The sequence below is a fragment of the Streptosporangium sp. NPDC053982 genome (assembly GCF_055585205.1).
This window is the reverse complement of record NZ_JBVJKQ010000017.1, coordinates 1-12,432: the sequence shown is the minus strand read 5'-3', so window position 1 is coordinate 12,432 and position 12,432 is coordinate 1. Positions and strand designations below refer to the sequence as shown.

The 12,432-nt window shown below is 72.4% G+C and carries 8 protein-coding genes; all 8 read left to right on the top strand.

The annotated features are described in order from the left end of the window. The first annotated feature begins 100 nt into the window (after window positions 1-100). The 8 genes from ligA (at window position 101) to ACZ6W9_RS28885 (ending at window position 12,254) form a co-directional block, all read left to right on the top strand. Window positions 101-2,299 carry an NAD-dependent DNA ligase LigA gene (ligA, locus tag ACZ6W9_RS28920; RefSeq protein WP_389959736.1) on the top strand — a complete coding sequence of 733 codons (2,199 nt, stop codon included), beginning with the start codon at window positions 101-103 and terminating at the stop codon, window positions 2,297-2,299. A 453-nt stretch (window positions 2,300-2,752) separates the two neighbouring features. Further along, entirely contained in the window at window positions 2,753-4,834 is a 2,082-nt protein-coding gene (locus ACZ6W9_RS28915; RefSeq protein ID WP_389959739.1) for a putative bifunctional diguanylate cyclase/phosphodiesterase, read from the top strand. Between the two features lie 110 nt (window positions 4,835-4,944). Further along, window positions 4,945-5,244 carry an Asp-tRNA(Asn)/Glu-tRNA(Gln) amidotransferase subunit GatC gene (gatC, locus tag ACZ6W9_RS28910; RefSeq protein WP_179824916.1) on the top strand — a complete coding sequence of 100 codons (300 nt, stop codon included), beginning with the start codon at window positions 4,945-4,947 and terminating at the stop codon, window positions 5,242-5,244. After that, window positions 5,241-6,731 carry an Asp-tRNA(Asn)/Glu-tRNA(Gln) amidotransferase subunit GatA gene (gene gatA, locus ACZ6W9_RS28905; RefSeq protein ID WP_470120559.1) on the top strand — a complete coding sequence of 497 codons (1,491 nt, stop codon included), beginning with the start codon at window positions 5,241-5,243 and terminating at the stop codon, window positions 6,729-6,731. The genes gatC and gatA overlap by 4 nt, the downstream gene beginning before the upstream one ends. Window positions 6,732-6,780: 49 nt before the next feature. After that, complete coding sequence (locus ACZ6W9_RS28900) at window positions 6,781-7,869, top strand: AAA family ATPase (RefSeq protein ID WP_362939138.1); 1,089 nt, start codon at window positions 6,781-6,783, stop codon at window positions 7,867-7,869. After that, window positions 7,866-8,447, top strand: a complete 582-nt coding sequence (locus ACZ6W9_RS28895) for a hypothetical protein (RefSeq protein WP_389959746.1) — start codon at window positions 7,866-7,868, stop codon at window positions 8,445-8,447. The genes ACZ6W9_RS28900 and ACZ6W9_RS28895 overlap by 4 nt, the downstream gene beginning before the upstream one ends. A gap of 65 nt (window positions 8,448-8,512) precedes the next feature. After that, on the top strand, window positions 8,513-10,000 hold the full coding sequence (gene gatB, locus ACZ6W9_RS28890) for an Asp-tRNA(Asn)/Glu-tRNA(Gln) amidotransferase subunit GatB (protein ID WP_389960311.1): 1,488 nt from the start codon (window positions 8,513-8,515) through the stop codon (window positions 9,998-10,000). Between the two features lie 187 nt (window positions 10,001-10,187). Next, window positions 10,188-12,254, top strand: coding sequence for a VanW family protein (locus tag ACZ6W9_RS28885; RefSeq protein ID WP_389959749.1), 2,067 nt, complete (start codon window positions 10,188-10,190; stop codon window positions 12,252-12,254). The last annotated feature ends 178 nt before the right edge of the window (window positions 12,255-12,432 follow it).

Below are 12,432 nucleotides of genomic sequence, written 5' to 3'. Positions count from 1 at the left end.
GCGCGGCGATAGCGTTCCACTTGGGAGTTCGCTGCTTCTGCGGCCCCCGGCCGGGGTCGCCGGCCGGCCGGTTCGCGGTGACGAGGGGAGATCTTGGGTGATGGGCGCTGAGACGGAGTCCGGGGTCGCGCCGGCGTCGGCGAGGAAACGGCACGCCGAGCTGGCCGAGCTGGTCGACGAGGCCAACTGGCGTTACTACGTGCTCGACGCGCCCACCGTGAGCGACGCCCAGTACGACACGTGGATGCGCGAGCTGCAGGGGCTGGAGGAGGAGCACCCCGCCCTGCGCACGCCCGACTCCCCGACCCAGAGGGTCGGCGCGCCGATCACCAGCGACTTCGCCTCGGTGGCCCACCTGCGGCGGATGGAGAGCCTGGACAACGCGTTCAGCGCCGAGGAGACGGCCGCCTGGCAGGCGCGGGCCGAGCGGCTGGCCGAGCGCGACCCGGCCCCCTACCTGTGCGAGCTGAAGATCGACGGCCTGGCGATCGCGCTGGTGTACGAGAAGGGCCGCCTGGTGCGCGGGGCCACCCGCGGCGACGGCCGGGTCGGCGAGGACGTGACGGCGAACGTCCGGACCCTCGCCGACGTGCCGCAGCGCCTGACCGGCGACGGCGTCCCCGACCTGCTGGAGGTCCGGGGCGAGGTCTACATGCCCGTCGAGGGGTTCGGGCGGCTCAACGAGCAGCTGGTCGAGGCGGGCAGGCAGCCGTTCGCCAACCCGCGCAACTCCGCCGCCGGCTCGCTGCGGATGAAGGACCCGCGGGAGACCGCGCGGCGACCTCTGCGGATGATCGTCCACGGGGTCGGCCCCTGGGAGGGCGGCGCCCCGATGCCCGCCTCGCAGTCGCAGATCTACGAGAGGTTGCGCGAGTTCGGGCTGCCGGTGAGCGACCTCTACCGGGTCGTCGGCGGCCTCGACGAGATCAACGCCTACATCGAGTACTACCGCGAGCACCGCCACGACCCCGCCTACGAGATCGACGGCGTCGTGGTGAAGATCGACGGGGTCGACCTCCAGCGCGAGCTCGGCTCCACCAGCCGGGCGCCGCGCTGGGCGATCGCCTACAAGTACCCGCCGGAGGAGGTCAACACCAGGCTCCTCGACATCCAGGTGGGCGTCGGCCGCACCGGCAGGGTCACCCCGTTCGGCGTCATGGAGCCGGTCGTCGTGTCCGGCTCCACGGTCGAGCGCGCCACCCTGCACAACGCCTCCGAGGTCGTGCGCAAGGGCGTGCGGATCGGTGACACGGTGGTGCTGCGCAAGGCCGGCGACGTGATCCCGGAGATCGTCAAGCCGGTCGAGGAGCTGCGCGACGGCACCGAGCGGGAGTTCGTGATGCCGGCGCACTGCCCGGAGTGCGGCACCGAGCTGGCCTACGAGAAGGAGGGCGACGCCGACCTGCGCTGCCCCAACACCAGGTCCTGTCCCGCCCAGCTCCGTGAGCGGATCTTCTTCGCGGCCGGTCGCAGGGCCTTCGACATCGAGGGCCTGGGCTACGTCGCGGCCACCGCGCTGACCCAGCCGCTGCCCCCGCAGCAGCCGCTGATCCGCACCGAGGCCGACCTGTTCGACCTGACCGCCGAGCAGCTCCTGCCGATCCGCTCGGTGGTCCGCGACCCCGACACCGGGCTGCCTAAGACCGACCCGGAGACCGGCGAGCCGAGGATCGTCTCCTTCTTCGCCAACCAGAGCGGCGGGCTGAGCAAGAACGCCGAGAAGATGCTCCAGGAGCTGGAGCGGGCCAAGACGAAGGAGGAGACGACCGTGGCGCGGGTCCTGGTCGCGCTCTCCATCCGGCATGTCGGCCCGCCCACCGCCCAGGCCGTCGCCGCCGAGTTCCGTTCGATCGACGCGATCGCCGCCGCCTCCGAGGAGGAGCTCGCCGCGGTCGAGGGCGTCGGCCCGCGGGTGGCCGCCGCGATCCACGACTGGTTCCAGGTCGACTGGCACCGGGAGATCGTCGACCGGTGGAGGGCCGCCGGGGTGCGGATGGAGGACGAGGCGCCCGCCGACCTGCCCCCGCAGACTCTCGCCGGGCTCACCTTCGTGGTGACCGGCACGCTGGCCGGCCTCACCCGTGACGAGGCCGGCACGGCCCTGGCGAGCCGGGGCGGCAAGGTGGCGTCCTCGGTCTCCAAGAAGACGTCCTTCGTGATCGTGGGCGAGAACGCCGGGTCCAAGTTCGACAAGGCGGTCAAGCTGGGCGTGCCGATCCTCGACGAGGAGGGCCTGAAGGTCCTCCTGGAGGACGGGCCCGAGGCCGCGGCCGGGCTGACGGTCACGCCCGAGGCGTGACCGGGACGGCCCCGCCCCGGACATGCCGGGACGGGGCCGTCTCATGGTCTCCGCCGGGGCACGGGCCGTACGGCGGGCGGAGAACGGTGGAACGGGTGGCCGGTCGGCCGGGCGACGGGCCGGGCGGTGGGCCGAGGGCGGCAGAATGATCGGCGGGCCGGGAGGCGGCCGGGGAACGAGGGCGACCGGACGCGGCCGGGAGGCGGCCGGGGGCGAGGACGGGGACGGCCGGGCACGGCGGGAAGACGGCGGGAAGACGGGGAACGGGAGGGCGGCCGGCGAGGCGGACGGGAAAACGGACGACGAGCCGGAGGACGGGAAGACGGGGAGAGACGGCGGGGAAAACGGGGTAACCACTCAAACCCACTCGTAACGGAACGTGCCCAACCGGTTTCGCGAAGTGGCCCAAAGGCCGTACTCTCCCATAGGGAACTAATGGGGGTTTTGTTATTCATGGCTGACCCGAATGACACTCGCGACACCGGCCCACGTGCGGGCTCACCACTGTGGACCTACCTCACCGTCGTGATCACGCTCGGGGCCGCCGTCCTCGCGGCGGCGCAGTGGCGACTCGGCCCGGCGGAGACGCTCGTCCTCGCCCGCAGCCCGATGTTCTGGATGCTCACCGTTCTGGTCGTGCTCGGGGAACTGCGACCGGTCCTGCTGTCGTCGTCGACGTCCGTGGGCGGCACCTACCCGTCGACGATGTTCATCTTCGCCGCGCTCCTGCACTACGGCATGCCGGTCGCCGTGCTGATCCAGGCGGTCGGCATCGTCGTCAACGCGGCCGTCACCCGCCGGGCGTGGCACCGGGTCATGTTCAACATCGCGCAGACGACGCTGGCCTGCGCCGCCGCCGGCGCGGTGCTGGAGACGCTCGGCCACCAGCCCGTCACGGCGGGCGGGCGGACGCCCGCCGGCTCCGACCTGCTCGCGATCGCCCTGGCCGGGCTCGCCTACTTCACGGTGCGGGGGCTGCTGGTCTCCGGGGCGGTGGCACTGCACGAGCGCCGCTCGGTCCACCGGGTGGTCCGGGCGGCGATCGGCCACCAGAGCCTGGTCTACGCCGGGCTGATCGGGCTGGCGCCGCCGGTCGTGGTGGTGATGAACCACTCCCCGGCGCTGGTCCCGCTGTTCGTCGCGCCGATGGCCGCCGTCTACTTCACCGCCACCCTGTCGCTCCGCCGCGACCACCAGGCGATGCACGACGGGCTGACCGGGCTGCCCAACCGCAAGCTGCTCGTGCTGCGCACCGAGGAAGCGCTTGCAGAGGCCCGGCCGGGTGAGCGGGTCGGCCTGTTCCTGCTCGACCTCGACCGGTTCAAGGAGGTCAACGACACCCTCGGCCACCCGGTGGGCGACCGGCTGCTGCAGATCGTGGCGCACCGGCTGACCCACAGCGTGCGGCCGGGCGACGTGGTGGCCCGGCTCGGCGGCGACGAGTTCGCCGTGCTGCTGCCCTCGGTGCGCGACGCCGTCGCCGCCCGCGAGGTCGCCGCGCGGCTGCGGGTGGCCCTCACCGAGCCGGTCCGGCTGGAGGGGATGACCTTCGACCTCGACGCCTCGGTCGGCATCGCGCTCCACCCCGACCACGCCCCCGACTTCGAGCTGCTGATGCAGCGCTCCGACGTGGCGATGTACCTCGCCAAGGAGGGGCGGACGGGCGTCGAGGTCTACGTCGCGGAGAAGGACCGCAACAGCCCCGACCGGCTCAACCTCCTGGGCGACCTGCGCCGGGCCATCGACCGCTCCGAACTGCGGCTGCACTACCAGCCCAAGCTGGACCTGGCCGTCGGTGAGGTGCGGGGCGTGGAGGCGCTGCTGCGCTGGCGTCACCCGGAGCGGGGGATGATCTCGCCCGGGGAGTTCGTGCCCATGGCCGAGCAGTCCTACCTCATGCGGCACCTCACCCAGTACGTCGTGGACGCGGCCCTGGAGCAGGCCGCGCACTGGTGGCGCGCCGGCCTGCACGAGCAGATCTCCGTCAACGTCTCCGCCCGCGACCTGCTCGACTCGGCGCTGCCCGACCGCCTGGAGGCCGGCCTGGCCTACCACCGGCTGCCGCCCAAGGCGATCCAGCTGGAGGTGACCGAGCGCGTCCTGATGACCGACCAGTCCTACACCGCCGACGCCGTACGCGCCCTGGTCTCGCTGGGCGTGCCGCTGGCACTGGACGACTTCGGCACCGGCTACTCCTCGCTGGTGCGCCTGCAGCGGCTGCCGGTCGCCGAGGTGAAGATCGACTCCTCGTTCGTCCACCGGATCGGCCAGTCCTCCGACGACGAGCGGATCGTCCGCTCCATCGTCGACCTGGTCCGCTCCCTGGGCCTGCGCTCGGTCGCCGAGGGCGTCGAGTCCGCCGAGGTGGCCGACCGGCTGACCGCCATGGGATGCGACCTCGCCCAGGGCCGGCTGTTCGCCGCGCCGATGCCCGCCGCCGAGGCCACCGCCTGGCTGCACGAGCACCGCGGCCGCGCCCTGCCCGGCCTGACCCTGCTGCGTTCCGGAGAGGTCCTCGACGTCCGGACGGCGTGACACCGGCTCCCGCGGGCGGGTCGTGGGGGGCGAGCGGTCAGGCACGTCGAGTCACGCGCCCTAAGATGACAGTGTCCAATTGCCATTCCACGAGACGGGTTCAACGACTCATGTCCGCCATAACCCGCGACGAGGTCGCTCACCTCGCCCGGCTGTCCCGGCTGGCGCTGGCCGACGAGGAACTCGACCACTTCGCCGCCCAGCTCGATGTGATCATCGGTGCGGTCGCCCGCGTCGCCGAGGTGGCGGCCGACGACATCCCGCCGTCCTCGCACGCGCTCCCGCTCACCAACGTCTACCGCCCCGACGAGGTACGGCCCGGCCTCACACCCGAGCAGGCCCTGGCCGGCGCCCCCGCGGTCGAGGACGACCGCTTCCGCGTTCCGCGCATCCTCGGGGAGGAAGCATGAGTCTCACTCACAAGACCGCCGCCGAGCTCGGCGCCCTGATCGCCTCGGGCGAGGTCTCGGCCGTCGAGGTCGCCCAGGCCCACCTCGACCGGATCGCCGCGGTGGAGCCGCAGGTCAACGCCTTCCTCCACGTCGACGCCGAGACGACCCTGGAGCAGGCCCGCGCCGTCGACGCCCGCCGGGCCGCCGGGGAGCGCCTCGGCCCGCTCGCGGGCGTGCCGATCGCGCACAAGGACGTCTTCACCACCGCCGACATGCCGACCACCGCCGGCTCGAAGATCCTCGAAGGCTGGCGCCCGCCGTACGACGCGACGGTGACGCGGCGGCTGCGCGAAGCCGGTCTGGTGATCCTCGGCAAGACCAACCTCGACGAGTTCGCGATGGGCTCCTCCACCGAGAACTCCGCCTACGGCCCCACGCACAACCCGTGGGACCTGACGCGGATCCCGGGCGGCTCCTCCGGCGGCTCCTCGGCCGCGGTCGCCGCCTACGAGGCCCCGCTGTCCACCGGCACCGACACCGGCGGCTCGATCCGCCAGCCCGCCGCGGTCACCGGCATCGTCGGTATGAAGCCGACCTACGGCGGTTCCTCCCGCTACGGCCTGATCGCCTTCGCGAGCTCCCTGGACACCCCGGGCCCGTTCGCACGCAACGTCATGGACGCCGCGCTGCTGCAGGAGGCGTTCTCCGGCCACGACCCGCTCGACTCGACGTCCATCGACGCCCCGGTGCCGAGCGTCGTCGAGGCCGCCCGCCAGGGCGACGTGGCGGGGCTGCGCATCGGCGTGGTCAAGGAGTTCGGCGGCGGCGGCTACCAGCCGGGCGTGCTCGCCCGCTTCCGCGAGACGGTGGAGCTGCTGGAGTCGCTCGGCGCCAAGGTCGTCGAGGTCTCCTGCCCGTCGTTCACCGTCGCCCTGCCGGCGTACTACCTCATCGCGCCGTCGGAGTGCTCGTCCAACCTCGCCCGCTTCGACGCCATGCGGTACGGCCTGCGCGTCGGTGACGACGGCACGCGCAGCGCCGAGGAGGTCATGGCGCTGACCCGGGCCGCCGGCTTCGGCCCCGAGGTCAAGCGGCGCATCATCCTCGGCACCTACGCGCTGTCCAGCGGCTACTACGACGCCTACTACGGCCAGGCGCAGAAGGTCCGCACGCTGATCGCCCGCGACTTCGAGGCCGCCTTCGGCCAGGTGGACGTGCTCATCTCGCCCACCACGCCGACCACGGCGTTCCCGATCGGCGAGCGCGCCGACGACCCGATGGCGATGTACCTCGCCGACCTGTGCACCATCCCGGCCAACATGGCCGGCAACGCGGCGATCTCGGTGCCGTGCGGCCTGGCCGACGAGGACGGCCTGCCGGTCGGCCTGCAGATCATGGCCCCGGTGCTCGGCGACGACCGCTGCTACCGGGTCGCCGCCGCGGTGGAGAACGCCCTGGAGTCCCGCTGGGGCGGGACCCTGCTGTCCAAGGCCCCGGCGCTGTAAGGGCACCCGGGCAGACACGGCGACGGACGCGACAGGGGGGAGCGGCGGCATGATCACTCGGATCGAGATCGACGGGTTCAAGTCATTCTTGAACTTCGACCTCGACGTGCCGCCCTTCCTGGTGCTGGTCGGTCCCAACGCCAGCGGCAAGTCGAACCTGCTCGACGCCCTGGGGTTCGTCGCCGACGAGGTCACCGGGGCCGGCGGGCTGATGGGCGCGACCCGCGGGCTGCCCGCCGAGCAGTTCCACCGGGTGGCGCGCGGCACCCCGGTGCCGGGCTTCGTCGTCTCGGTGGAGGCCCTGGTCGCCCCGGAACCCGGCGCGCTGCTGCCGATCCGGATCGACGCGGGCGCGGAGATGGTGCTGCGGATCCCCCGGGCCAGCGGCCCGGTCGTCAGCCACGCGGTCCGCCAGATCCCGGAGGAGCTGCTGGAGCTGGTGGTGGAGGACCCGGAGCCGGAGAGCACGCCCCGCCGTACGGTGCGGGCCTGGCGCAGGCACGCGCCCTCGCCGCGGACCATGCGTCGCAGGAGCGTCCCGGCCGACACCGGGCCGCTCACCGGCGACGGCGCCAACCTCGCCGCGGTGCTCGCCCGGATGGCCGGGACGGCGGCGCTGGCCGACCTGATGGCCGACCTCGCCGGGATCCTGCCCGGCGTGGCCGACCTGGTGTCCCGCGTCGAGCGGGGAGAGTGCTCCTTCGACCTGGTCCTCGACGGCCAGGGGCCGGTGCCGGCCGCGCTGCTGTCGGACGGCACCCTGCGGGTCCTCGCCCTGCTGGCGGCCCTGCACGACCCCGGCCACCCCTGCACCCTCCTGGTGGAGGAGATCGAGAACGGCGTGCACCCCGCCCGCGTCGGCGAGCTGCTCCGGCGCGTCCGGCAGCGGGTCGCCATGCCCGGAGGCGCGGAGCCGTTCCGGCAGGTGATCGTCACCAGCCACTCCCCGGCGGTGGTGGCCGAGACCTACCGCACCGATCCGGACGCGCTGACCTTCCTCGACACCGCCGTCCGCGTCGACCCCGACAACGACCGGGTGTCGCGGGTGACCGTGGCGAAGTCGGTCCAGCCGTACGGCGAGCCGGGCACGTTCGTCTCGCCCCGGCAGGTCCGCGAGTACCTCGGCGCGGCGGCATGACGCCCCGCTCGCTGGTCCCCGGTCTGATCGCGGAGGGGGAGGCCGCCGAGAGCTTCCTCGGCATCGTGATCTCCCGGCAGCTCCGGGAGCTGACCTGGATGTCGCCCCACGTGGTCGACGTCGAGGCCACGGAGGTCGTGAACTGCGGCCGTGACCGCGTGGTGGCCGCGATGCAGGAGCTCGCGGCCGACTGCCACCTGCTGTTCACCCACAACGTCGAGTGGGAGCGCGGCAAGATCGGCGGACGGGCCGACGGCGTCCGATACCACTCCCACTACCTGGTTCCGGTGGTCAGCCTGGGTGACACCGAGGCGTGGCTGCTCGCCGACCCCGGAGTGTGGGCGAGACTGGAGGGGAGCGACCTCAGCCGGCTGCCCACCCGGCCGCGCGACGTCGCCAGGATCACCGACCCCGGCGAGGTCCTGGCCGCGACCGTCCCCCGGCGGGGCAAGCCCCTGCGCGACTACTTCCAGTACATCGGACGCAACATCGATCTCGGCGTGCTGGCCCAGGTGCCCGCCTACGCGGACTGGGTGGCCGAGACGCGGAACGCATTGAAAGGACTCGGGTACCTGTGAGCGGCACGGCCGCCCTCAGCGACTAAGGAAGAAATGGTGAACGACCAGTGAGCACGGAAACGCTGATGCCGTACGACGAGGCGCTGGAGCGCTTCGAGCCGGTGCTCGGCCTGGAGACGCACGTCGAGCTCGGCACGGCGTCGAAGATGTTCTGCGGTTGCCCGACCACGTTCGGCGCCCCGCCGAACACGCACGTGTGCCCGGTCTGCCTGGCCCTGCCCGGCGCGCTGCCGACGGCCAACGCCGCGGCCATCGAGGCGACGATCCGCATCGGCCTGGCCCTCAACTGCTCGATCGCCGAGTGGTGCCGCTTCGCCCGGAAGAACTACTTCTATCCGGACATGCCGAAGAACTACCAGATCAGCCAGTACGACGAGCCGCTCTGCTTCGACGGCTACCTTGACGTCGAGGTGAACGGCGAGGTCGTACGGGTCGAGATCGAGCGGGTCCACCTGGAAGAGGACACCGGCAAATCCACCCACGTGGGTGGCGCGACCGGCCGCATCCACGGCGCCGACTACTCGATCGTCGACTACAACCGGGCCGGCATCCCGCTGGTGGAGATCGTCACCAAGCCGATCCCCGGCACCGACCGGCTCGCCCCCGAGGTCGCCCGCGCCTACGGCACCGAGCTGCGCGAGCTCGTCCGCGGCCTCGGTGTCTCGGACGTGCGCATGGAGGAGGGCTCCATGCGGTTCGATGTGAACGTCTCCCTCATGCCGCGCGGATCCTCGGAGTGGGGCACCCGTACCGAGACCAAGAACGTCAACTCGCTGCGCAGCGTCGAGCGCGCCGTCCGAGGCGAGATCGAGCGCCAGGCGGCCGTCCTGGCCGGCGGCGGCCGGATCGTCCAGGAGACCCGCCACTTCCACGAGGACACCGGCTCCACCACGTCCGGACGGTCCAAGGAGGAGGCGCAGGACTACCGCTACTTCCCCGAGCCCGACCTCGTGCCGATCGCCCCCGACCCCGCCTGGGTCGCCGAGCTCAAGGCCACGCTGCCCGAGCTGCCCGGCGCGCGGCGCAAGCGGCTGCAGCAGGAATGGGGCGTCTCCGACCTCGACATGCAGTCCATGCACAACGCCGACGCCATCGACCTGGTCGAGGCGACGGTCGCGGCCGGCGCCCCGCCGGCGGACGCCCGCAAGTGGTGGATGGGCGAGCTGGCCCGTCGCGCCAACGAGGCCGGGACGCCGCTGCGGGAGCTGCGCATCACCCCCGACGAGATCGCCCGGGTGTGCGCGATGGTCGCCGGCGGCGCGCTGAACGACAAGCTGGCTCGCCAGGTGCTGGAGGGCGTGCTGAACGGCGAGGGCACCCCCGACGAGGTGGTGGCCGCGCGCGGCCTGCAGATCGTCAACGACGAGGGCGAGCTGTCGGCGATCATCGATCAGGTGCTGGCGGGCAACGCCGACGCGGCCGACAAGGTCCGGGGCGGCAAGATCGCCGCGGTCGGCGCGCTGGTCGGTGGTGTCATGAAGGCCAGCCGCGGCAAGGCCGACGCGGGCCGAGCCCGCGAGCTCATCCTGGAGAAGCTCGGCGTCTCCGAGTAGTGCCCCTCCGGGGCTCCGGGGAGCACTCCCCGGAGCCCCGGAGCCGGCCGGGGCGTCCCGGCGGTGAACGGCATGGAGAGGCACGTGAAAGACCAATTGTTACGTCTTTCCGGGGCTTCGCCGGGGGTTCTGGTTTAGGGTTGCGGCAGGGAAGAGCCGGACGCGGGACGCAGGAGGAGCCGGGGCTGTGGGGAACGCCGGATCACCGACGGACCCGCCGACCGACCCGTTCGCGGCGGTGCCCCTTCCCACCCGGCCCGTCCGCCCGGGAGCCCGCGGCATCGCCCCGGTCTCCGGAGACGGCTCCGGGAACGGCTCGCGCCTGCCACCGGGCGTCTCACCCGACATCTTCGGATCTCCCGTCCCGACCCCCGCCTCCGCACGGCCCTCCGGCACCGCCGGGGGGACCGGCCTGCCGCCCGTGACCCCGGCCGCCCAGCCCTGGCGGGTGGCCGCCCAGCCCGAGAGCTCCCTGCAGCAGCGGACCCTGCGGGACGAACCGTCCCTGATGCCCGGCGGCCCGGCGAGGCCCGAGCCGTCCCCCTCCGGTGAGGAGGACCCGCCTCCGCGCCGCCTCCGCCGGATCATCGCCGCGGTACTGGCCCTGATGGTGCTGGCCGGCGCCGCCTACGCCGGCGCCGCGATCCTCATGTCCGGGAAGATGCTGCCCGGCACCCGGGTCCGCGGCGTCCCCATCGGCGGGCTGACCGCGACCGAGGCCGCCGACCGGCTCAGGGGCGAACTGGCCGACGAGGAGACCAAGGACGTCGTCGTCCGGGCCGCGGGCAAGAAGTACGCGATCGACCCCGACAAGGCCGGGCTGGAGTTCGACGTCGTCTCGACCATCGACCAGGCGTCCAGCGGTTTTCCCAGCCCGCCCCAGGTCTGGCGGGCGCTGACCGCCACCACCGACCTGAAGCCCGAGGTCAGCGTCGAGCCCGAGCTCCTCAACTCCACCGTCGAGGCCCTGGCCAGGAAGGTCGACGTCGAGGTGCGGGAGGGGGCCGTCACCTTCGAGGGCCTCAAGCCCGTGGCCGTCACCCCGGCGTCCGGCCGGAAACTGGACCGTGAGGCCGCCGCCGGTGCCATCGAGAAGGCGTTCCTCGGGCCCGCCCGGGAGGTCGAGCTGCCCGTATCGACGATCAGGCCCGAGGTCACGGCCGACACCGTCAAGCGGGTCGCGGCCGACGCGGACAAGGCCGTGTCCGGCCCGGTCATCCTCACCCACTCCGGCAGGCAGGTCCGGCTCGACACCGGGATCCTCGCCGCCCACCTGTCCTTCGAGCCCGACGGCAAGGGGGGCATGCGCCCGGTGTTCGACGCCGCCGGCGCGGTCGCGACCGTCGAGAGGAAGCTGGTCGATCCGGCGTCGGCCCCCCGCGACCCCACCTTCGAGATCGTCGGGGGCAAGCCCCGGCTGGTTCCCGGCCGCAAGGGCAAGGGCATCGACGACCAGCGGCTCGCCCGGGCGGTCACCCGGATGGTCGCCGAGGGCGGCAGCCGTACGATCCCCGTCACGCTGACGACCGTCCGGCCGCGGATCTCCGAGGCGGAGGCGCGGGGGCTCGGCATCAAACAGAAGATCAGCGAGTTCACCACGAACTTCCCCTGCTGTCAGCCCCGGGTGACCAACATCCGCACGATCGCCAAGCTCCTGGACGGCTACCTCGTCAAGCCCGGAGAGACCTTCTCCCTCAACGGCGTCATCGGTCAGCGCGACACGGCACGGGGTTTCGTCCCGGCTCCCATGATCCAGAACGGCCGGCTGGTCGACTCCGTGGGCGGCGGCATCTCCCAGTTCGTCACCACCATGTACAACGCGGTGTTCTTCGGCGGCCTGGAGGACGTCCAGCACGTACCGCACGAGTTCTACATCTCGCGTTACCCCGCGGGACGGGAGTCCACGGTCTCCTGGCCCGCGCCGGACTTCCGCTGGAAGAACGACTCCAAGTACGGCGTGCTGGTGAAGACCTCGACGACCGCCACCTCGGTCACGGTCTCCTTCTGGAGCACCAGACGGTACGACATCGAGTCGGTCTCCTCCGACCGCTACGACCTCACGCCCTTCGAGAACGCGACCGGCAGCGGGCCCGACTGCATGCCGATGACCGGCCAGCAGGGGTTCACGATCGACGTGACCCGGATCTTCAAGCAGGACGGCCGGGAGGTCAAGCGTGAGACCAGGAAGGTCGTCTACAAACCCGAGACCAACCTGACCTGCGACTCGACGGCCACCCCGGAACAGGCGGACTAACCGGGTCCCTTCTTTCGCGCTGGGGCTTTTCGCGTCTTGGGGCGGTTTCCCGGGTTCGGGGGGTCCACGCTTGTCGGGTTGGCCGGTGGCGCGCGCTGCGGTGGGTGGGTGTTCCGGCCCTCTTCGGGCCTGGGGCTTTCGCGTCTCTGGACGTTTCCCCGGGTTCGGACGGGTCCAC

Coding starts and splice junctions, on each gene's coding strand:
- ACZ6W9_RS28900 (WP_362939138.1), top strand. CDS start 6,781: ATGATCACTCGGATCGAGATCGACGGGTTCAAGTCATTCTTGAACTTC.
- ACZ6W9_RS28915 (WP_389959739.1), top strand. CDS start 2,753: ATGGCTGACCCGAATGACACTCGCGACACCGGCCCACGTGCGGGCTCA.
- gatB (WP_389960311.1), top strand. CDS start 8,513: ATGCCGTACGACGAGGCGCTGGAGCGCTTCGAGCCGGTGCTCGGCCTG.
- gatA (WP_470120559.1), top strand. CDS start 5,241: ATGAGTCTCACTCACAAGACCGCCGCCGAGCTCGGCGCCCTGATCGCC.
- gatC (WP_179824916.1), top strand. CDS start 4,945: ATGTCCGCCATAACCCGCGACGAGGTCGCTCACCTCGCCCGGCTGTCC.
- ligA (WP_389959736.1), top strand. CDS start 101: ATGGGCGCTGAGACGGAGTCCGGGGTCGCGCCGGCGTCGGCGAGGAAA.
- ACZ6W9_RS28895 (WP_389959746.1), top strand. CDS start 7,866: ATGACGCCCCGCTCGCTGGTCCCCGGTCTGATCGCGGAGGGGGAGGCC.